Source organism: Microcoleus sp. (assembly GCF_049646505.1).
Classification (GTDB): Bacteria; Cyanobacteriota; Cyanobacteriia; order Cyanobacteriales; family Microcoleaceae; genus Microcoleus.
The window spans coordinates 1-20,722 of sequence record NZ_JBARVX010000292.1 but is presented as its reverse complement, the minus strand read 5'-3'; the positions used below and the strand labels follow the sequence as shown (position 1 = coordinate 20,722).

General features: G+C 45.5%; 20 protein-coding genes. 14 read left to right on the top strand and 6 right to left on the bottom strand.

Annotated elements, in window-relative coordinates; translation table 11 throughout:
* Positions 1-272: 272 nt before the first annotated feature.
* The gene (locus WBA89_RS15505) at positions 273-560 is read left to right on the top strand and encodes a KGG domain-containing protein (protein ID WP_424407900.1); all 288 of its coding nucleotides are present in this window, start codon (positions 273-275) and stop codon (positions 558-560) included.
* A 266-nt stretch (positions 561-826) separates the two neighbouring features.
* Here WBA89_RS15505 and WBA89_RS15500 read toward each other — a convergent pair whose 3' ends face one another.
* The 3 genes from WBA89_RS15500 to tnpA form a co-directional block, all read right to left on the bottom strand.
* Positions 827-1,015 (bottom strand): hypothetical protein, encoded by a 189-nt coding sequence (locus tag WBA89_RS15500; protein WP_424407898.1) that lies wholly within the window; start codon positions 1,013-1,015, stop codon positions 827-829.
* Between the two features lie 97 nt (positions 1,016-1,112).
* Positions 1,113-2,423, bottom strand: coding sequence for an RNA-guided endonuclease InsQ/TnpB family protein (locus WBA89_RS15495; protein ID WP_424407896.1), 1,311 nt, complete (start codon positions 2,421-2,423; stop codon positions 1,113-1,115).
* Positions 2,416-2,814 carry an IS200/IS605 family transposase gene (gene tnpA / locus WBA89_RS15490; protein ID WP_424407894.1) on the bottom strand — a complete coding sequence of 133 codons (399 nt, stop codon included), beginning with the start codon at positions 2,812-2,814 and terminating at the stop codon, positions 2,416-2,418. The genes WBA89_RS15495 and tnpA overlap by 8 nt, the downstream gene beginning before the upstream one ends.
* Before the next feature lie 89 nt (positions 2,815-2,903).
* Here tnpA and WBA89_RS15485 point away from each other — a divergent pair, with 89 nt between their 5' ends.
* The 4 genes from WBA89_RS15485 (at position 2,904) to WBA89_RS15470 (ending at position 7,409) form a co-directional block, all read left to right on the top strand.
* On the top strand, positions 2,904-3,431 hold the full coding sequence (locus WBA89_RS15485) for an FHA domain-containing protein (RefSeq protein WP_424407892.1): 528 nt from the start codon (positions 2,904-2,906) through the stop codon (positions 3,429-3,431).
* Between the two features lie 108 nt (positions 3,432-3,539).
* A complete protein-coding gene (locus WBA89_RS15480) occupies positions 3,540-5,543 on the top strand; it encodes an FHA domain-containing protein (protein WP_424407890.1) in 2,004 nt (667 codons plus the stop codon).
* A gap of 59 nt (positions 5,544-5,602) precedes the next feature.
* The gene (locus WBA89_RS15475) at positions 5,603-6,031 is read left to right on the top strand and encodes a hypothetical protein (protein ID WP_424407888.1); all 429 of its coding nucleotides are present in this window, start codon (positions 5,603-5,605) and stop codon (positions 6,029-6,031) included.
* Between the two features lie 169 nt (positions 6,032-6,200).
* A complete protein-coding gene (locus tag WBA89_RS15470) occupies positions 6,201-7,409 on the top strand; it encodes a DNA cytosine methyltransferase (protein ID WP_424407886.1) in 1,209 nt (402 codons plus the stop codon).
* A gap of 15 nt (positions 7,410-7,424) precedes the next feature.
* Here WBA89_RS15470 and WBA89_RS15465 read toward each other — a convergent pair whose 3' ends face one another.
* Positions 7,425-8,297 (bottom strand): Cfr10I/Bse634I family restriction endonuclease, encoded by an 873-nt coding sequence (locus WBA89_RS15465; protein WP_424407884.1) that lies wholly within the window; start codon positions 8,295-8,297, stop codon positions 7,425-7,427.
* A gap of 201 nt (positions 8,298-8,498) precedes the next feature.
* On the opposite strand from WBA89_RS15465, the gene miaB reads away from it, so the two are divergent.
* From miaB to WBA89_RS15425, 8 genes are all read left to right on the top strand, one after another.
* On the top strand, positions 8,499-9,839 hold the full coding sequence (miaB, locus tag WBA89_RS15460; RefSeq protein ID WP_424407882.1) for a tRNA (N6-isopentenyl adenosine(37)-C2)-methylthiotransferase MiaB: 1,341 nt from the start codon (positions 8,499-8,501) through the stop codon (positions 9,837-9,839).
* A 433-nt stretch (positions 9,840-10,272) separates the two neighbouring features.
* Positions 10,273-10,674, top strand: a complete 402-nt coding sequence (locus tag WBA89_RS15455) for a hypothetical protein (RefSeq protein WP_424407880.1) — start codon at positions 10,273-10,275, stop codon at positions 10,672-10,674.
* A 177-nt stretch (positions 10,675-10,851) separates the two neighbouring features.
* Positions 10,852-11,943: a D-alanine--D-alanine ligase family protein gene (locus WBA89_RS15450; RefSeq protein WP_424407878.1), complete on the top strand. Its 1,092-nt coding sequence runs from the start codon at positions 10,852-10,854 to the stop codon at positions 11,941-11,943.
* 365 nt (positions 11,944-12,308) lie between these two features.
* Complete coding sequence (locus WBA89_RS15445; protein WP_424407876.1) at positions 12,309-13,391, top strand: AI-2E family transporter; 1,083 nt, start codon at positions 12,309-12,311, stop codon at positions 13,389-13,391.
* A gap of 467 nt (positions 13,392-13,858) precedes the next feature.
* On the top strand, positions 13,859-15,103 hold the full coding sequence (locus WBA89_RS15440) for an HhoA/HhoB/HtrA family serine endopeptidase (RefSeq protein ID WP_424407874.1): 1,245 nt from the start codon (positions 13,859-13,861) through the stop codon (positions 15,101-15,103).
* 191 nt (positions 15,104-15,294) lie between these two features.
* Positions 15,295-16,167 carry an MBL fold metallo-hydrolase gene (locus WBA89_RS15435; protein ID WP_424407872.1) on the top strand — a complete coding sequence of 291 codons (873 nt, stop codon included), beginning with the start codon at positions 15,295-15,297 and terminating at the stop codon, positions 16,165-16,167.
* 121 nt (positions 16,168-16,288) lie between these two features.
* Positions 16,289-16,525: a DUF433 domain-containing protein gene (locus WBA89_RS15430; protein WP_424407870.1), complete on the top strand. Its 237-nt coding sequence runs from the start codon at positions 16,289-16,291 to the stop codon at positions 16,523-16,525.
* 32 nt (positions 16,526-16,557) lie between these two features.
* Positions 16,558-16,848, top strand: a complete 291-nt coding sequence (locus WBA89_RS15425) for a DUF5615 family PIN-like protein (RefSeq protein WP_333089929.1) — start codon at positions 16,558-16,560, stop codon at positions 16,846-16,848.
* A gap of 149 nt (positions 16,849-16,997) precedes the next feature.
* On the opposite strand, the gene WBA89_RS15420 is transcribed toward WBA89_RS15425, so the two are convergent.
* A complete protein-coding gene (locus WBA89_RS15420) occupies positions 16,998-18,686 on the bottom strand; it encodes a glycoside hydrolase family 44 protein (RefSeq protein WP_424407867.1) in 1,689 nt (562 codons plus the stop codon).
* 4 nt (positions 18,687-18,690) lie between these two features.
* The gene (locus WBA89_RS15415; protein ID WP_424407865.1) at positions 18,691-20,055 is read right to left on the bottom strand and encodes a protein kinase domain-containing protein; all 1,365 of its coding nucleotides are present in this window, start codon (positions 20,053-20,055) and stop codon (positions 18,691-18,693) included.
* A 276-nt stretch (positions 20,056-20,331) separates the two neighbouring features.
* Between WBA89_RS15415 and WBA89_RS15410 the strand changes: the two genes are divergently transcribed.
* Positions 20,332-20,722, top strand: a 391-nt coding sequence (locus WBA89_RS15410) for an endonuclease domain-containing protein (RefSeq protein ID WP_424407862.1), incomplete at its 3' end; no start/stop codon positions are given.

The window sequence follows — 20,722 nt, the reverse complement described above, 5'->3', positions numbered from 1 at the left end:
CTTTCGATTCCATCCTTCCAGCGAACTAAAGAATGACTATACCTGAGAAAGAGGTATAAAATTTGGGAGGTTTATACAATGATTGAAAGACAGTAAACTGCCTAAACATTGGCGGATCTAATTACAGTGCCCGGGCGTGAACTATTTTTAGTTCACATTTGTAAATTACAAAACAGTCATTCTGCGAGTTAAACCAACAGTTTAAATTTGTCTGATGACGTTTGATAATTTACCGTCTGATATCTCACCACTGACTGGAAGTACCAACTACAGTGGGAGGCGAAGGCGCGATCGAGCTAAAAAATCAGAAAACACACAAGGAGACAGTCATGGCTGAGAAAAGCAAACGCGGATTCGCTTCTATGGACGCCGAAAAACAGCGCGCAATTGCTAGCAAAGGCGGAAAAGCAGCGCACGCGAAAGGAACTGCCCACGAATTCACCTCTGAAGAAGCCAGACAAGCTGGTCAAAAAGGCGGCGAAGCTGTCAGCAGAAATCGCGAACACATGGCTCAAATTGGTCGCGAAGGCGGTCGGAAAAGTCGCAAGAGCGAAAGCTAAGTCTCTTAAACCTTGGCCTGCTGTGAAACTAAAACAGGCTGGCGTTTGAGGAGGTGGGGCGAGCGAATTCACCCAATCAGCGAGTTCGACCGCCACCTCGAAAAATCGCAAACATTCCGCGCGCCGCTTCGCAACTGTCAAAAACCCGCTGTCGCGAGTTATGAGCAATCGCGGGCAAATTAAGAAGAAAGCGCAATTCGGGTGAAGAATTTTGCAGAAAAGAAAAGCTGGCAAGCTGCGCGAGTCAGCTTCTTAAAAAAAGCCAATCAGAGCACTAAAAGCCCCGAATTCGGGGCTTTTTTGTGGAAATCGACAAAATATTTTTTCACAAGTCTGAGGTATACAGCGGGCGATCGGGCCCAGGCTAGAAACCAGGCTTTTTTGTAGATTTCTGGTTTTTCCGAAACTGGCAGAAACCGCGTTTCTAGCCCAAAGGGGCGAACCCGCAAAGCCATCCTACAAGGATTGCTTTCTCAACCCAATTTTCCGATCGATAAGTTAAGATTTTTTATATCTTCAGAAAACAATATAATCATGACAAACCAGCTCACTTTAACATGGATAGAGGCTGGGGTGCTTGATACTCCCCAGCCCGCTCCGGGACGGGGATTCTTGAAGAGTCCAGATGCGAACTTTCAAAGGCGAAATCAAAGCGCCTCTACCGACTCCTTTTAGACATAGCCCTAAAGTTGTCGCTACTTTTCGCAAAATATTCGCAGCGCCGTTGCAGTCTGCATTAATTTTGCTTCCATCTTTTGAACGATATAGTCCACGATTAACACGCTTCCCAGATTCTTTCCACCCTTCAGTTTTTTCACCGAACTTAGGTAGTTCATCTAAATCTAAAAAACTTGCCTTACTCGTATAGCTTTCTTCGGTTTCGACAAACCGAATGCTATACTGTTCACAAAGTTGAGAAATCCTATCCTTCAATCGAGCGGTAGGAATTTGCACAAAATTTTGATTCGTTTTGCTGCCAAGATTTATTTCTTGGCGCATCCCTTTGTTCCAGCCAAAAACGACTGTACCTATTTGGTTTTCAAGGCAGTGATTTAATACTAATCTAGCTGCTTTATTGACTGCATCTCTGACTTGCCTATTTCGTTTCTCTGTAATATGCGCCAATCGCCTAGACCAGAAGCTTTGAGGTCTATGTTCTTTAATCGCTGAAACCCGCTTGTTATACCATTGATTCAATGATTTTAGATGCCGCCCATCCACGATAAAACTTGTTCCCACATTGGAAACGCAGGTTAGCCAATTATTTAACCCTGGATCTATACCCAGAGATTTACCGACATCTAGTTCGAGTGCTGTTGGCTGGATTCGGTAGACAAACTCGACATAAAATTGCCCATTTTTTGGCAGAATGCGAATCTCTCTAATTTCCTTGTAGTTTAGGTTAGACGGCATCGGCAAATAGAATTCACCAATTCCAAACCATAGTTTAACCTTACTTCCTAACGGGAACCTCAATTGTCCATTTTTTAGCTTTATATCCGCCTTTGGGAATCTCACAAATTTCAAGCTATTTTTGCGGTACTTGGGCAATTTAGGCTGTTGCGTTACTGTGCCACTTTTGATACTTTTTAATAGTCCAATGTACGACTTGAAAGACTCCGCAACGTTGGTCAATGTTTGTTGAGCAACATGGGAATACAGCGCTTTAAAATGAAGATTTTCCTTGAATAATTTATGCAGGTCGTACTTGCCGGGAATTTTCCCAGTTTTGAAATACAGTTGCCGAGAATAGTAAGTCCCACAGTTAGCTAGCTTGTTTGATTCTTCGCATACAAACTCTAGTACGCTTCTCAACTCTCGGTTTGGACTGAGTAAATTTTGCTGGCATCCATAACTAGACATTTTTTTGATTCTCAATGTACTGCTTAATTACTGAAATTGGCGCACCGCCAAGAGTTGCAATAAAGTAGCTATTAGTCCATAACGTTGGTAATCGACTTTTTAGCCAAGGAAATTCTTGGCGGAGGTATCTAGAGGAGCGTCCTTTCATATACCTAATTAGTTTGGCAATTCCCAATTGAGGATCGCATTCGACTAGGAGGTGGACATGATCGGGCATTACTTCCATTTCGATTAATTCACTACCAAACTCAGTCGCAACATCTAGCAATATTTGTTTGAGGCGGGTATCAACACCTTCCACTAAAACCTTGCGACGATACTTAGGACACCACACGATATGGTATTTACAAGAGTAGACAACATTTTTGTTTGACTTGTAATTAACGCTCATAGTATAGTTATACAGCCTTAACCTACATATGATACTAATCTTGTATTAAGATTTGTTAAATACTGAAGGCGGTTGAAACCGCCGCCGACTTGTCCCCGTGCCTAAAGTCAGGGGCTTGCGTCTCGCTTTTCGGTCAAACTCAGACAATTCAAAACGGACAGCCGAGCAAAAATCCGGGAACCGTGAGAATCGGGCGCGATCGGGCCAAATGCGATCTAGTATTGGACGATCGCAGCGTATCGGGGCTCCACGTCGAAATATTTTTCGATCGGGAATTGCAGGAGTATGCGGTGCGGAACTTGCGCCCCAGCAATCCCCCGCTGGTAGACGGAAAAATTCTCGCATCGGGCGAAGCAACATTGAGATCCGACAGCCGCATCCATTTAGGCCAAGTGCAAATCGATGTGGTGTCTGCGCCGGAGGTACAAGTAGCCGCGCCGCAGACAGTTTTGCTCGGCCCGGCGGTTGCAAGTTCTTCCCCGCCGACGGGGCCTTCAAAATATGGTTTGCAGTGTCCCAAGTGCAGCCGTATTTCGCCTTACGCGCGCTTGGGTGCGGGGTGTCCGTGGTGCGGTACTTCTCTGGCGGCGGCGATGAGTGTGGTGCTTTCGCCGTGAAAGTTTGAAAAAGGGCAAATCGGGCGATCGGCTAAACACTCTCAACTTCAAAAACCTTTTTTCGCAGAAAGCTCAAAGCCGACGGCTAATGTTAAAAAAATCATCATAATGAATCCTCAACCCTTGCGCCTGCGACTGACTTGGAAAGACACAGCTACGGGGGACTGTCGCTCTCCGATACTCGACTTGCCGATCGCCTTGGGACGAATTTTTGAAGCTATGCCCGCCACAATCAACGGGAAACGAGTTTCTCGAATTGCCCTCAGCAGCAGTCAAATTTCTCGATTTCACGGAGTCATTGCCACCGAAGGCAACAGTATCGTAATTACTGACACCGGCAGCCGCAACGGTACTTTTGTCAACGGTACCCGCCAAACTCGGTGCGTGCTGGCAAACGGGGATATGCTGCAAATCGGGCCCTACGCGATCGGCATTTCCTTTGCTGTGAATTCCGCAGAAACCCACTCTGTCAATTCTCACATTTTCTTTAACCCGCAGACCAACGGGCCAGACCCAGCCCTCGCCCCGCCAATGGTTTCGCCGCATCCTCAAACAGCTAGTAGCGGAGAATTTCCGCCGATCGCATTTTTGCAGGCGAATCAAATAACCGTGCGATCGATCCAATTGATGGGACTCCCTGTAGTCGAAGTCGATTGGGCCGCCGTTGGGGGCGGTTTGGGCAGCTTTATTTGGGTGGATTTGCTGAGAATTTGCGGCGTGAAAGCCGATCGAATTGCGGTTTTGGGCATGGAAGAGCAGCCTTACGCCCGCTACCGCCGGTTGTGCCTAAATTCTCAAATTCCGCTGCGGGAACGGCTGCGATCGAATTCTGATGCTTGCCCAGACAACATTTGGGGCTGGCCTCCCTATGCTCTGCGGGAAAGCTGGCAGGAATTGCTCAAAGGGCGTTTGGGGATGTCGCTGAAGTTGATGTGGCAGGTGTTTGCTGAACCGACTTTTGCCGAAACTTATACGCCTCGCGCCGGAAATGTGTTTGATGCGATTGACAGGGAAACTCTGCGAATTGGGTGGAGTCAGATGTTTCGCTACGGGAGAGTGTTGGGAATTCGCAAAACTGATGACGGCAGGTACGCGATCGCTTATTCTCGATCGAATGCCAACCAACGAGATCATGCTTTTTTGATCGCCAAATACGTACACTTAGCCACCGGCTATCCCGCGATTCAATTTTTGCCAGACTTGCAGGAATACCGCGAAAAAACCCAGGATTTTAACTCTGTTGTCAACGCCTATGAAAACCACGACAGCGTTTACCAAAAATTGGAGGCTAAGGGCGGCAGCGTGTTAATTAGAGGCCGGGGGATTGTAGCTTCTCGCGTTGTGCAGAGAATTTACGAAGCCAGACAGCGCAACCGCAACATTCAAGTATTGCATTTGATGCGATCGCCCAAACCCCAAGGCAACAAATTTAACCTCGCCGTGCGACAAGTCGAAAATCACTACGAATTTCAACCTTTCAACTGGCCCAAAGCCTCCTGGGGCGGGGAATTGCGAGTAATGTTAGAAAAAGCTCAACCAGAATTGCGCCCGCAGTTGCTCGCAGACTGGGGCGGCACCACTACAGCCAACCGCAGCGACTGGCGGCGGATAATCAAAGAAGGTTTAAGTCAAGGATGGTATCAAATTACCTTCGGCGAAGTCGAGCGAGTCGAGCGCGACAGTCAAAACCGCACGGTGACGTACATTCAGGAAAAAGAGCTCAAAGGGCAAATTAAGTTAGAAGCTGATTTTATTATTGACGCTACCGGTTTGGACGCTAAAGTAAAAACCAGTCCCCTACTAAACGATTTAGTAGTTCAATACAATCTTCCCCTCAACAATTTGGGGCGGCTGAGTGTTAACAACGATTTTGAAGTGCCCGAATTGCGTAACACTTCCCCCACCCACGGAGAAGGGCGAGTGTACGCAGCGGGCGCGATTACTTTGGGCGGGGCTTACGCGCCTGTGGACAGCTTTTTGGGCTTGCAATACGCCGCCCTGCGTTCTGTTGAAAGTCTGGCGGTTGACGGAGTTCCGGGTGTCGGCAAATTGAGCGTTTGGCGATCGTTCGTGCAGTGGTTGAAGTGGATTTTCAATAAATCTCCAGATTGATTAGAAACAAAACTGTTTCGCATTCAATCTAAAATCCAAAATCTAAAATCCAAAATCGAATGACTCCCACCTTATTTGGTCGATGGCAAACTCGAATATTATTATTTGCAACTGTAGGGGTTTTAGTAACACTGCCATTTTTTCTAGGTTTAATCGCTGGTAAATCAGGCTCGATCTTTTTCGGGATTTTAGGCTATGTAGCGATTTTTGGCATCGGCTGGGATGCCTTATATATCTACATTCAGCAGTACCGCTGGGATCGAGATTGGCCCGGCGCGTTTCAATTGCTAGCCGGAATTTGGGAAGCACTTTTTGTCTTGCTATTAATAAAAACTATCGGTTTGCCGGGGATACCGCCGGAAGATTTTGACTTGGGAGCTTTTGCCCTGCATTACAGTTTAGTGTGGCTGGCTATTTATCTGGCATCGCAAACACTAATGCGAATTTTATTTCCCTACTGGCGTTTCCGAGGCGGCCAATGGTTGTAAGAATACCTGTCTGGGCCGTTTTACAAACAATAATCGTCTCAAACCCGCCCTGGTCATTCTATAATATAGGGGCAGGTTTAGCTAAAAATCTCCGAAACTCGTAGTTTTCGCTCAAAACGCACCCCTGCCATTCTACCAATTACCAATTACCAATTACCAATTACCCCGCGTGCACCTAATTCAACCGAAAACGGCTATATTCTCATTTTTTTCAGGTTCAGGCTTCCTTGATTTTGGTTTTGAATCTATCGGCTTTAATATAGTTTATGTAAATGAAATTTTCTCGCCATTCATCCAAGCATACCGTCACTCTCGCCAGTGTCTGAATTTACCGCAGCCAGAATACGGACACTGCGAAGGAGAGGAAGCAGATGTGACTCGACTTATAGAGGGAAAACCAGCACTTCATTTGCGGGAATTGATGCAAGATGCCCGGAAGAAACACGATATTATTGGATTTATTGCCGGGCCGCCTTGTCCAGACTTTTCAATAGGCGGCAAAAACCGAGGTGGGGAAGGAGATAAAGGCAAACTTTCAGATTCCTACATTGAGTTGATTTGCCAACAGCAGCCGGATTTCTTTTTGTTTGAAAATGTCAAAGGTTTGTGGAGAACCAAAAAACATAAAGCTTTTTATGACGAACTTAAAAATAAGTTGGCTGACGCAGGATACGTATTTGTGGAACGTTTAATTAATGCGATAGAATACGGTGTACCCCAAGATAGAGATCGGATTATTTTAATCGGTTTCCGAAAAAATATTGTCAAAGATATGGGCATTTCTTTAGAGCAAAACAGCCAAATGTTGCCTGAAGGTGTATTTCCTTGGTCAAGTCAGATTTTGTATCCCAAATCCGAAGTTTTTTCTAATCCTTGGCCTGAAACTGGTGCATTTGCCTGCGATAGTTTTTTGCCTTGCCCTGATGGCATTCCCAAAGATTTAACAGTACAGTTTTGGTTCCAACAAAATGATGTTGCAAACCATCCTAATGCCCAACACTATTTTCAACCAAGAGCGGGAATTAAAAGATTTGCTGCTGTCGATGAGGGAGATGATTCTAAAAAATCTTACAAGCGTTTGCACCGGTGGCGTTATTCCCCGACCGCTTGTTACGGCAATAACGAAGTTCACTTGCACCCCTACAAAGTTCGCAGGCTTTCTGTTGCAGAAACCTTAGCTATTCAGTCTCTGCCTAAAAAGTTTGCTCTGCCAGAAAATATGACATTAAGCAATATGTTTAAAACAGTGGGAAATGGGGTTCCTTACTTAGCATCTAAAGGTATTGCTCAAACAATTCTTAATTTTTTAGAAACAACAGAATGGCATTATAAGCTACCTATCAATAAACAGTTAGAGTTACCTTTGAAGTTTCTTTAGAATACTTACACTTAGCTATTGTGTGATAGCAGATTCAACTAAAGGTATTAAATCTGTTTTTCTGGCGTATAGGTATGTGCCATCTACAAGTTTGAAGTTTTGTTCGAGTGCTATACTATGAGGAGCAACTGCTGTTTTAAATATAGTCCTATCCGCAGAGCTTAATTCACTGGCAACCATATAATATTGCCAATTTTGATCCAACACATATCCCATTGCTTTAATCATCGCCGCTTCAAATAAAGGTTGATATCGGCGATCGGGACGGTTTGAAGTTTTAAGAGATGCTGCCGCTTTTACTTGTTCTAATTGTAATTTTCCTTTGAAAAAATTGTACAAAGCCAAACTCTCTGGATTTTTTACTTGTTGTTCTAAAAGATCGTTAATAGATGTTGTAACATCACTCTTACCAAGTACAACGATAATATAATCAGGACTTGGCATAAAAATATAGTCTTTAAAAGGAGCAAGTTTAGCTAAAGGTTGTCCAGATGCAAACTCAATACTTTTGAATAAACTTATAAATTTTGAAGAAGCTTCCTCGGCTCCTTCTTTTTGTGACTGTGAGTTTGGCAAAGAAAATACCGCGCTACAAGCATCATTATCTTTATTTATGTCTAATACAATTTCTGACAACAAGCTAGTTGCTATAAATTCATTCCATCTTCCCGTAGCGTTGTTAAGAGCACCCACTTCAGGATTTTTTCCATAGATAGTGATAAAGGCTTCTCGTGTCTTATTTCTAATCCAGTCAATAATTTCATTAACAGATAAATTACTATCTAATCTCTCGACCACTTCGAGAGATAAATGCCTGTATATTGCTGTACTATTAATCTGAATTTTACCATTGGTGCGTTCCGTGAACCATTCAGTATAATTAACCATTTTTTATTCACAGCTATAAAATGTAAGTTGTTACCCAGGTGTTAGAAAACAAGCAATGTATCTCCCCGTACTCAAAAATGCAGCAGTTTCTTAAGCAAGAACGATCGTATAATGTAAAAACGGGTTGAGAATATCTCTGCTGTTGAAAACTTTACCACAACGGCAAAACCAGCCTGCACTGAAAAATTATCTTTACTGTCCATGACTGTTAAACCCCGCCGCTATCACATCACTACTTTCGGATGCCAGATGAATAAAGCCGACTCGGAACGGATGGCCGGCATTCTGGAAAATATGGGCTTTGAGTTTTCGGAAGACCCTAACGACGCTAGTTTGATTCTCTACAATACTTGCACGATTCGCGACAATGCCGAACAAAGAGTTTATTCTAACCTGGGAAGGCAAGCTCATCGCAAGCGCAAAGAACCTGGTTTGACTTTAGTTGTGGCTGGATGCGTGGCGCAGCAGGAAGGTGAAGCGCTGCTTCGCAGAGTGCCGGAATTGGACTTAGTAATGGGGCCGCAACACGCTAACCGACTTGAAGATTTGCTGGAAGAAGTTTTTCAGGGAAATCAAGTTGTGGCGACTGAAGCTGTTGAGATTATGGAGGATATTACTAAGCCTCGTCGCGACAGCAAGGTGACTGCTTGGGTAAATGTAATTTATGGCTGCAATGAACGCTGCACTTATTGTGTTGTGCCTAATGTTCGCGGGGTTGAACAGTCGCGAATGCCGGAGGCTATTCGGGCGGAAATGGAGGAGTTGGGCCGTCAAGGTTACAAGGAAGTAACTTTGTTGGGGCAGAATATTGATGCTTACGGGCGCGATTTGCCGGGGACGAAACCGGATGGTAGCAACCAGCATACTTTGACGGATTTGCTTTATTTTGTGCAGGATGTTCCTGGGGTCGATCGCCTCAGATTTGCTACTAGCCACCCGCGCTATTTTAATGAAAGATTGATTAAGGCTTGTGCGGAGTTGCCGCAGGTTTGCGAACATTTTCATGTGCCTTTTCAGTCGGGAGATAATGATATTTTGAAGGCGATGTCGCGGGGTTATACTCAGGAGAAGTACCGCCGGATTGTTGATATGATTCGCGGTTATATGCCGGATGCTTCGATTACTGCTGATGCGATTGTGGGTTTTCCTGGGGAGACGGAGGCGCAGTTTGAGAAGACTCTGAAGTTGATCGAAGATGTTGGTTTTGATTTGGTGAATACGGCGGCTTATTCGCCTCGCCCTGGGACACCGGCTGCTTTGTGGGAAAATCAGTTGAGTGAGGAGGTGAAGGCCGATCGCCTGCAACGGATCAATCATGTAGTCACAACAACGGCTATGGAACGATCGCAGCGCTATTTCGGACGCACTGAGGAGGTTTTGGTGGAAGTTCAGAATCTTAAGGATTCAAGTCAGGTGATGGGACGCACTCGCGGTAATCGTCTCACTTTTTTTAAGGGCGATATTGCACAGTTGGCGGGTAAAATTGTGCGGGTTAAAATTACTGATATTCGCGCTTTTAGTTTGACTGGAGAAATGCTGTAAGGGTTTTGAAATATAGCATTTCTCAGAAAAATGAGGTGCTGTCGGGCATAGAGCATAACTCACAACGCGATCGAATCGCTATAACTTGTGCAAAACCTCTATAGCAATCCTTGCAGGAGTCGTAAATATTTTTACCCCACCCCAACCCTCCCCGAACTCGCGGGGAGGGAGTAAGAAATTCACACATGATTTAGGAGGATTGCTATATTATGTTGTAGGGGGCCCCACAAGCATCTGAGATAAAGATTATAGCAATCTTCGCATCAGTTGTGTAATTTATTGTAGGGCTGTTCCCTTTGAAAATCCCCGATTAATCAGGGGTAGGCACTCTTAGCGCTACCCCTACAAGTTTTGCGAATCATTTAGGATTGCTATAGTGCGATCGAGAGGAATGCAAGTCCTCATTTAAATTAACAAAATAGGGTTTAAATTCATGACACAAAGTTCAGGATTCGACGAACAACTGTCTGCTTCACAAGCTGATTTGCCGCAGCCAAACGAAGAGGGAGAATATACAAGAACTTCGCACCGATATTGGGAAGTGGTAGATTCTGACCCGAACGGTCTCAACTGCCGCATGGGATCTCATTCGATTCGGGAAATTGAAGATCCGGGGAGCAAGATAGATTTAAATATTGGCAGTTGGCCTGTTGTTGGTACTTTGAAACAAGGGCAGAATTTTGAAATCTATCTCGGCCCTAGCGGATTGGGGGTTTTGTATGACGATCGACATAAACCTTGGTTTTTTGTGGCAAAAAGTGAGGGTGTGGGCGGGCCGAGCAGTTGTTTTGTTCGGGCTCGCAGCAGTTTTGTGAAACCTGTACAGCCGGAGTAGTCTGTATAGTTTATCTTGGCTAGAGATGGTTTATTTTCTAACAAGATATATTTTTTTACCGCAGAGGGCGCAGAGAACACAGAGAAAGAGTGGGAGGGAAGGGATCGGCGGTTCGTTTCTGCGTTGGCTGCACTCACTGCGTGTATATTTGTCAAAAAGTACGGGGAGTATTGAAAAATGACGAAGATGCGGATCGGGTTACTCTTTGGCGGGCGATCGGGCGAACATGAAGTTTCGATTAGTTCGGCGCGGGCGATCGCCCGTGCCCTCGCTGCTGATGCAAATGCCTCTAAATACGAAGTTCTGCCGTTTTACATCCAAAAAGACGGCCGCTGGCTGTCGGGCGCGACACCACAAAAAGTTTTAGAAACAGGAAAATCTCTGGAAATAGAGTCGCAAACAGCACAAGGAGAACCCGAAAACTCTGCTTTGTCTTCTCCACAACCGCAATTTCCTAATTTTAATTCCGTAGATGTTTGGTTCCCGGTTTTGCACGGGCCCAACGGCGAAGACGGTACGGTGCAAGGGTTGCTTAAATTATTGCAAATTCCTTTTGTCGGTTCCGGGGTTTTGGGATCGGCGCTGGGAATGGATAAAATTGCGATGAAAATGGCTTTTGCTCAAGTTGGTTTGCCGCAGGTAAAATATGTCGCTGTCAACCGTTCCGACATTTGGTCTAATCCTTGCGTTTTCCCCAAACTGTGCGACAAAATAGAGGAAAGTTTGGGTTATCCTTGCTTTGTGAAACCCGCGAATTTGGGTTCGTCTGTGGGAATTTCTAAGGCTCGATCGCGCGCTGAATTAGAAGCGGCTCTCGACAGCGCCGCCAGCTACGACAGGCGGATCATTGTGGAAGCGGGTGTGGTGGCTAGAGAGTTAGAATGTGCGGTTTTGGGCAATGACAACCCAAAAGCTTCTACGGTGGGAGAAATTACTTTTAAAAGCGATTTCTACGACTATGAAACTAAATATGCTGAGGGACAGTCCGATTGCTCGATCCCGGCAAAAGTTAGCGGTGCGATCGCCTCGCAAATTCAAGAAATGGCAGTTCAAGCGTTTTTGGCTGTAGACGCAGCCGGTTTAGCGCGAGTAGATTTTTTCTACATTGAATCTACGGGAGAAGTTTTGATTAATGAAATTAATACTTTCCCTGGCTTTACAGCTACCAGTATGTATCCTCAAATGTGGGCGGCAGATGGAATTTCTTTCCCGGAATTAGTAAATTCTTTAATTGAATTAGCTCTCGAACGGCACGGGAAAAAAGGTTGAATGGTGAGTCGCTGTCCTGTTTTGGTAGCAACAGCAAAAAGTAATACCAATTTCATAAAGTAGCGCTAGATATTACCCCCCCAACCCCCCCTTATTAAGGGGGGGCTTCGGATTTCATCCATAGCATATCTTTAGAAAACTGGTATAAGTTATTCCGCAGGATATATCCATAGTAGCGGAAACGATATAAGATGGTTGTGGCAGGCAATGCCTGCCAGCAGCTCAATTTCTGCGGCTGGTCGAGCAACTGATGATTTTCTGCAGGCTGGTATAAATAAATGCAACATAAAATGGTTGACTCAGAACCGCGAATAGCAGTGTCAATCTCGCATCAGGCATCTCCAATTTTAACTGGGTTAACTTAGATGAGACGTTTCACTCAACTGTCGAATTGGTGGACTTGGGGACTGTTATTTCCGCTAACGGTACTCAACTGCTGGTTGGCACTCCTGGTTTTTGAATATTTTCGGGCCCTGATTACTGTTTTGGTAGTCGCTACAGTGTTCTCTTTTTTGCTAGATTATCCGGTGCGCTTTCTCCGCAGATACGGTTTGGCGCGCGATCGGGCAGTTTTGTCGGTATTGTTTGTGACTTTACTGGTATTAGTGGTTTTAACTATCACTCTGGCTCCTATTTTGCTCAATCAAGTCACTGAACTCGCCACGAGGCTGCCGACTTGGATAGTTTCTGGCACGCAACAGATTGAAGCGTTCAACAAGTGGGTGGAAAATCGCAATCTCCGCATTGATATTACCAGTTTAACTGCTCAATTGAACGATCGACTTTCAGCTCAATTGCAGTTTCTCACGGGCGAAATCCTCAAATTTGGTTTGGGTGCGGCAGACAGTGCGGTGAATTTTCTACTGACAATAGTCCTGACATTTTACTTGCTTTTGCACGGCGATCGCGTGTGGGAAGGATTGTTTAAGTGGCTACCTTCCAAGCTGAGCTTGCAATTGCGGCTGTTGCTGGCGCGAAGCTTCCACAACTACTTTGTCGGTCAAGCAACTTTGGCGGGTTTGATGGGAGTGTCGATGACTGTGGCTTTTTTAATTTTACAAGTTCCCTTCGGATTGCTGTTCGGTTTGGGTGTGGGTGTAATGACGATGATTCCCTTCGGGGCACCTTTTAGTATTTGCATTGTCAGTTTGCTGATTGTATTAAACAACTTTTGGCTTGGTGTTACTGTTTTAGTTGTCGCTACAGTCATCGATCAAGTAATTGAAAGCGGGATTGCTCCTCGGTTGTTAGGCGGTTTTATCGGCTTGAATCCCGTGTGGATTTTAGTGTCGCTGCTAATAGGAGTCAAGGTGGCGGGAGTAGCAGGTTTGATCGTTGCCGTGCCGATGGCTGGTTTTATTAAGAATGCTGTTGATGCTTGGGAAACTTCGAGGAACAAGTCGGGGGAAATTGATGAGGTTCATTCTATTGAGCCTGCGGAACAATAATACTATTTTAGATTTGAGATTTAAAAATTGGGAACGATCTGGCAGCCCGTAAAATAACCCCGATCGCCTTTGCAGTCAAGACTCAGTTTTGACTGCAAACTAATTTAATTGCAGTCGCGACCGCTGAGTTGACAAAACTGATTCGATGAAGATTTATTCCGAGAAAATACGGAATATGCGGGTCAGCTACCGTAGTATGTATTATCGCATTCAGGTGCCAATTCGCCGGTGCTGACAAAAGCTCGTTAGCGAAGCCAACGAAGAGGATCGCACTTACAAACAGCAATCAGCCATTAGCCGGGTACAGTCCGGTTTCTACCCCACCTTGTAGGGGAAACCCTACCAGGCAACTACATCAAACAAATGCTTGAATTAAAATTATAGAACATTTAGTTCTAAGTTAATAGGTGCTAAAAATGCCAAACCATAATTATAACTCTCGCCCGTTATCCCACCAAATCAATACTATGTCAACCAAAAATATGCCAAATCAAATTCAGCCCGACCGCAAGTTTTCTCTGCCGAAAAAACTTGCTTTTTTATCCCTAATTTTGCTCGGCTCCACGGCAACTGTCGGCTGCAACGCCCTAACTTCTCAAGTTCCCGGTTCTTCTAACGCCATCAAAGCTGAACCTGCAAATGCAGCGCAAATCTCAGCACTGCCTGCCAATATACTGCCTTCTCAAGACTCTAATTTTGTGACTAAAGTTGTGCAAGAAGTCGGTCCGGCAGTGGTGCGGATCGATTCTTCTCGCACGGTGAAAACTCAACAGCCCGATGTTTTGGAAGATCCGTTTTTCCGCCGCTTTTTTGGGCCGGACTCTCCGCTCCCGCAGGGAAATCGGGTAGAACGCGGCTCCGGTTCGGGCTTTGTTTTTGGTTCCGACGGTCGCATTTTGACTAACGCTCACGTTGTTGACGGCGCGGATACGGTGACGGTAAAACTCAAAGACGGTCGCGAATTTGTCGGCAAAGTTTTAGGCGTAGATACAGTTACTGATGTGGCTGTTGTGAAAATTGAAGCTAACAATTTGCCTGTGGTGAGTTTGGGTAAATCTGAAGAATTGCAGCCGGGAGAATGGGCCGTGGCGATCGGCAATCCCCTCGGTTTGGACAATACCGTGACTGTGGGGATTATTAGCGCTACAGGCCGTTCTAGTGCCGATGTCGGCGTTCCCGACAAGCGCGTCAGCTTTATTCAAACCGATGCCGCGATCAATCCGGGTAACTCCGGCGGCCCGCTGCTGAACCAGCGCGGTCAAGTTATTGGGATGAATACGGCGATTATTCAAGGTGCCCAAGGATTGGGTTTTGCGATTCCGATCGATCGGGCACAACAAATTGCCGACCAATTAGTAACAACTGGAAAAGCGGAACATCCTTATCTCGGCGTTCGGATGTTGAGCATTACTCCCCAAATCAAGGCAGAATTCAATAAAAATCCCAACACTAAATTGAGGCTGACTGAAGATAAAGGCGTGTTAGTTCTGGGAGTTGCGAAAGATTCTCCGGCCTCACAAGCGGGAGTTCGCGTTGCCGACGTGATCAAGAAAATCAACGGTCAAGAGGTCAGCGATGCTGGCAGCGTACAGCAAATTGTCGAGAAAAGTACAGTGGGTGCCGATATGCAGCTTGAGTTGAGCCGCAGCGGACAACCTGTGACTGTGGCAGTGAAAGCTGGGGCTTTTCCAGCAGATCAAAAGCAGCAGTAGAACCGAAAAAATAGGATATCCAGAACCCCGAATTCTTCAAGAAATCGGGGTTTCAATCATTCTACTCGGCGGTTAAAAACGCTGAGGTAGTAAAACAAAGCCCGCCAGCGCGGACTAAGAAATACAAGGATAGTTCAGCCAAATTTGTTATAATTTACAATTATTTCTATTGGCAATCGAGAGGTAAAAAAATGGCTCATATAAATTTGCGCCGCCCCGAAAATATCAGCGGTAATTTTTATGTAGACAGTAGCTGCATTGACTGCGATACTTGTCGGTGGATGGCGCCGGAAGTATTTACTCAAGCGGGAGAACAGTCGGCGGTTTACCGGCAGCCGACAAACGAAAAGGCATCCATGCGAAGTCTCGCGGCTCTTTTGTCTTGTCCCACAAGTTCTATCGGCACTGTAGAAAAACCCAAAAACATCAAAGAAGCCCAGCAACTGTTGCCCGCACTCGTAGCAGAAAATGTCTATCACTGCGGCTACCACTCAGAGAAATCCTACGCCGCGGCCAGCTATTTAATTGTCCGCCCCGAAGGAAACATTTTAGTTGATTCACCCCGTTTTGTGCCGCCGCTAGTCAAAAATATAGAAGCAATGGGAGGCATTCGCTATCTGTACTTGACTCACCGCGACGATGTGGCAGACCATCAACAATACCGCGATCGTTTTGGGTGCGATCGCATTCTCCATGCTGATGAAATTAACGCGGATACTCGCAGTGTAGAAATTCAATTATCAGGCAGCGAACCGTATCAATTAGCTGATGATTTGTTGATTCTACCTACTCCCGGCCACACGAAAGCTCACACAGTTTTGCTTTATAATAACAAGTTTTTGTTTAGCGGCGATCATCTGGCTTGGTCGGAAAATTTGCAGCAGCTAATTGCCTTTCGCGAAGTCTGCTGGTATTCTTGGCCCGAACAAATCAAGTCTATGCAGAATTTGGCTGATTACTCGTTTGAGTGGGTGTTGCCGGGACACGGCCGCAGGTATAATGCCGATCGAGAAACGATGAGCAATCAAATGCAAAAGTGTATTGCTTGGATGGTCGATGCTTAATCTGATATACTGAATACAGCCTTTCGAGATATCATATGAGGTACTATCCGGGATAGGCCAAACCGGGCATACCTCACTTTTTTGAGAACCGCTATATAAGTTTTTACCATCACTAACTTGAATGTTGGAACTACTTGCAAGAATCACAATTAATCCCAGACAGTGTAGCGGTCGTCCCTGTATTCGCGGCATGAGAATTCGGGTATCAGATGTACTAGACTTATTTGCGGCTGGTTTGAGTGCGGAACAAATTCTCGAAGAAATGCCCGATCTGGAAATAGACGACCTCAAAGCATCTCTTTTGTACGCCTCACGTAAACTTAATCATCCAGTATTGGTTGCATTGCGATCTGCCTAGATGCACATCTGTCACCAGCGATCGCAACCTGGATGACTAATACACTGGGAGTAGCAGCGGTAGCCTTGCGCGACATTGGACTGAGAGATGCTGAAGATCCTGAGATTTTCGAGGCAGCCAAAGCGCAGGGAGTTATTTTGATGACTAAAGACAGTGATTTTGTTGATTTAGTCGATCGTCTTGATTCCCCCCCACAAATTATTTGGTTGACGTGTGGCAATACATCAAACGATCGCTTGCGAGAGATTCTCAGTGCAACGTTGTTAGATGCGCTGGAACTTTTGAGAACAGGTGAAAGGTTGGTGGAGATTAGCGGGGATTAGTCGCCACAGTAAAAATTCCAATGCTAGGGAATTTGACAACTGATATCAAATCCGGTAGCATCGGAATGATTCAGATATATATTCTCTCCCTCTGTGTACTCTGTGTACTCTGTGGTTAAATCATTCCGATGCAAGCGAAAACAATATGACTAAGCTTTTTCCTTGGGAATGGCAACCAAAGTGATAGAATTAGCGGGATAAGTTGCCTTGAATCCAGCACCGCTGACAGCCAAATCATCCTGACGGACGATCGCCCGCAAATTTGCCTCGCTGTAAGTGTAAACTTGAGCTTTGGCGGCTGGGTTAAATCCTTTCAGACTCAAGTTTCCCGTCAACTTTTGGCTGGTTTTGTTAATGATTACTAGCGTCAAAGCACCGTCGTTAGTGCGTTGCGAGCCGTAGATTGACAAAAGTTCCTGGTCTGTGCTGTGCGATCGCACCCAAGTATCCCCGTACTTGCTGCCCTTCCCGTCATAATTCAGGTACGTGCGGAAGGCATAGGAACCCGGTTCAGAAGACTTCGGAGGCCCCCACAGCGTCGCTAAATCCAGTTGTTCTCGCCCAAAAATCCCCAGTACATCGGCTTGGGCTAAAGCCCCGTTAATCGACTCTAAACCGCCCCAATTGTATTCAGTAATCGCGACTTTTGTACCGGGATAATCCTGCTTTACCCAGTCTCGAAACCGGGGAATAATTGTTAGCGGCGGATTCGATTTACCAATCCAGCTTTCATCAGTATAAGTGCTGTCCCACAGAGAACGAGTCGATCGCAACCGGGCTGCTTGCGTCTTAGCATCGCCGGCGGGACAATTCGCCACACAGAGGTCATCGACGACAGGATAGTAGTGTTCGTCAAAATAGTCGAGGATGCGAACACCTTTTTGCTGTTCGTAAGCCCGCATTTGCTGCAAGTACCACCGCGCAAACCAGACACCGCCGTGTTTTTCGCGATCGCCCTTTACTCCCGAATCCACATAAACAGGCCAGCCGAAATCCGACGGGCCCAGTACCTTAGCGGTGGGATCTGCGGCTTTTACCATTGAGGCATATTGGTAAGTGCGATCGCGCAATTCATCATAACTTGTCGCTTCTGGATGAACATCGCGGTGAGTGTTTCCCCAGCCGCTTGGTTCGTTATCCATTTGATAAATTTGCACGCCGCCCGATTCAGCAGTACCGTGGGTTTTAACTAAGTGTTGAACCCAAGCTTTCTGGAAAGCTGCATCGCTAACAATACTAACATCAAGGCGGTTGTTATCTGTTATTAAACTGCCGTCTGGACGCTTTCCGTTGCCGCACTTGTCCTCTTCTGGAAAAATATAAGGATTGGTTTTTTCTTGCGCGCCGTATTTGGCTACTCGAAAGCCGCAATTCCAGATGCTCAATTTATTTACATAGCCAATCATCGGGATAGTAACGATGCTTTTGCTGCCGTTTTTGCGGTTGGTGTTGACAATTTTGTCGATCGAATCGCCGGGAATCGGGTTTTTGTTGTCGCCGCCGCCCACGAAGAAGAAGTCATCGCCGCTGTTGGAGGAATCGACTAACCAGTTGTAGCGGCTGGTGTGATTTGCGCCCCAGCGTTCGACTGGAATTCGCAACTCTTTAGCGATGGCGGGATCTAGGGCATAATCGTTCATACCGTAGATGTCGGGGCTGATGGAATGGCGATCGGCTGTAACGTCTACAGATAAGGTGAGATTTGCTGTTTGGGCGATCGGGCTTTTGAAGTAAACTGCGGTGGCGATCGTTGCCAAAGTCGTGATTAAACCCAATAAAAATAGGACAAGCCAACGAGGTTTATTTTCGGGAGACAGCCACAAAAATCGTGCATTCATTAATTTATGATATAGTGTTTAATAAAGCTTGTTTAAAATCTACTGCACTTTTGTAATAAATTTCAGGATTGTCGATTAAAGCGCGATCGATTGCGGTAGCTAGCGGTTTAGGGATCGAAGAAGTGCGATCGCGAATAGGAACCGCATCATTATCCAACACAGCACGAAACGGGTCAAGTTCCACAAAATTGCGAGGCGAATATCCCGTAATCATCACATACAAACAAGCCGCCGCCGCCCAAACATCAACCTCCGGTTTCGCATACTTATAATCAAGCACTTGCTGTCGCGGCATAAAATACGGCGTACCAACAGCATTACCACTCAGAGTTAAACCACTTAAACCCGCTTGATCGAAAGCCTTTGCTAACCCATAATCGCCAATTCTAGCAACTTGTTTACCGCCAATATTCGCCAGAAAAATATTCCCCGGCTTCAAATCCCGGTGAATCAAACCCCGTCCCTTTGCAAAACTCCCATCAGCCAATCTTACATTCGGAATTTCCGCATTATGAGTATAAGTCAAACCATCTAAAACTTGTGCAATAATAGCTACAGATTCGGCGATCGGCAAAGTGCTAACACCGCGTTTTGCCATCAAATCAACAACACTACCGCCGTCGCAGTATTCCATTGTAAAAAAGAACGTTTCCTCGGCATAACCAGACTCTTTCAATCCTACCACATTGGGATGTTTTAAAGATTTGGTATTTTCAATTTCCCGCATAAACCAATCAACCGCCCGCTGATTCGCAGCTACTTTTGGTAGCATCACCTTCAGCGCAACTTCTTCATTAGTTTGTTTTTGTCGCGCCAAATAAACCAAACTAAAACCACCCCTACCCAACTCCTTCAGCAAAACGTAATCGCCGAGAACTCCGAGATTGCTCACATTAGCCACAGCTTTGAACAAAAAAGCTTGCAACATTTCCCACAGATTCGCTTGATTTGAGGGAATAGTAGGGGGTGTTTGCTGTTGGATATTTTTCGTCGCAATTTCCGGGTCAACAGCAACAGCAACTAGAAAAGAAGTATCGCTGAGTGTAAATTCATCTCCCCCCTGCAAGTCGCACTCTGGAAATTGAATTTGAGCAGCGTCTTCAGGAGTTTGATGAGCTTCTCGCTGACCAATTTTCTTGCTATTAACAAAAGTACCATTTTTGCTACCAAAATCGCGCACTCGGATATCGGGAGGATTGATATCTAGCAAACAGTGATAGCGAGAAATCGTGCGGTGTTTTTCATCGTCGGGAATATTGGGGTAGCAATCTTTGGCGCGGCCAATAATGCAAGTTGTGCGGGTATCAAAGGTAAATACTTGGCCTTTGAGATTACCTGCGACGATAGTGAGGGTAACTTTTGAAGTCATATAAATTATAGATTTTGTATTATTCAATTTTGAATTTTGGACACTCGAAACTCTTGCTCCCACCCCGAACATCGGGGCCAACTCTTGCTCCCCCCCTTACCAAGGGGGGGCTGGGGGGGTAAAAGAGTAGATGCAATAAACGATTAAATATCATCTACATTTCCAACTCTTACTCCCACCCTTAACAAACAGCTAACTCTTGCTCCCCCCCTTAGCAAGGGGGGGCTGGGGGGGGTAAAAAAGCCAAGCAAGCAACGAAAAACCCCAAATAAAAAAATGACAAAACTTTACAACAAAACCTCAGAAAAACTCAAGCGACAGCGACTTCGCAGAGAAATGACAAAAGCTGAAAAACGTCTCTGGGACAAAATCAAAAACAGACAGCTTGAGAATTGTAAATTTCGCAGACAGTACAGCGTAGCAGAATTTGTAATCGACTTCTACTCACCGGAAATCAAGTTAGCACTAGAAGTAGACGGTGACAGTCATTTTCAAGAAGGTGCTGTAGAATATGATGCAGCAAGGCAAGAATTTATTGAATCAGCAAGAATTAATTTTTTGAGGTTTACAAATGATGATGTTTATCATAATTTGGATGGGGTTCTAAATGTGATTGTAGATGGGATTAAATCGCTCAGAGTATTAGGTGTTTTACCCCCCCCAGCCC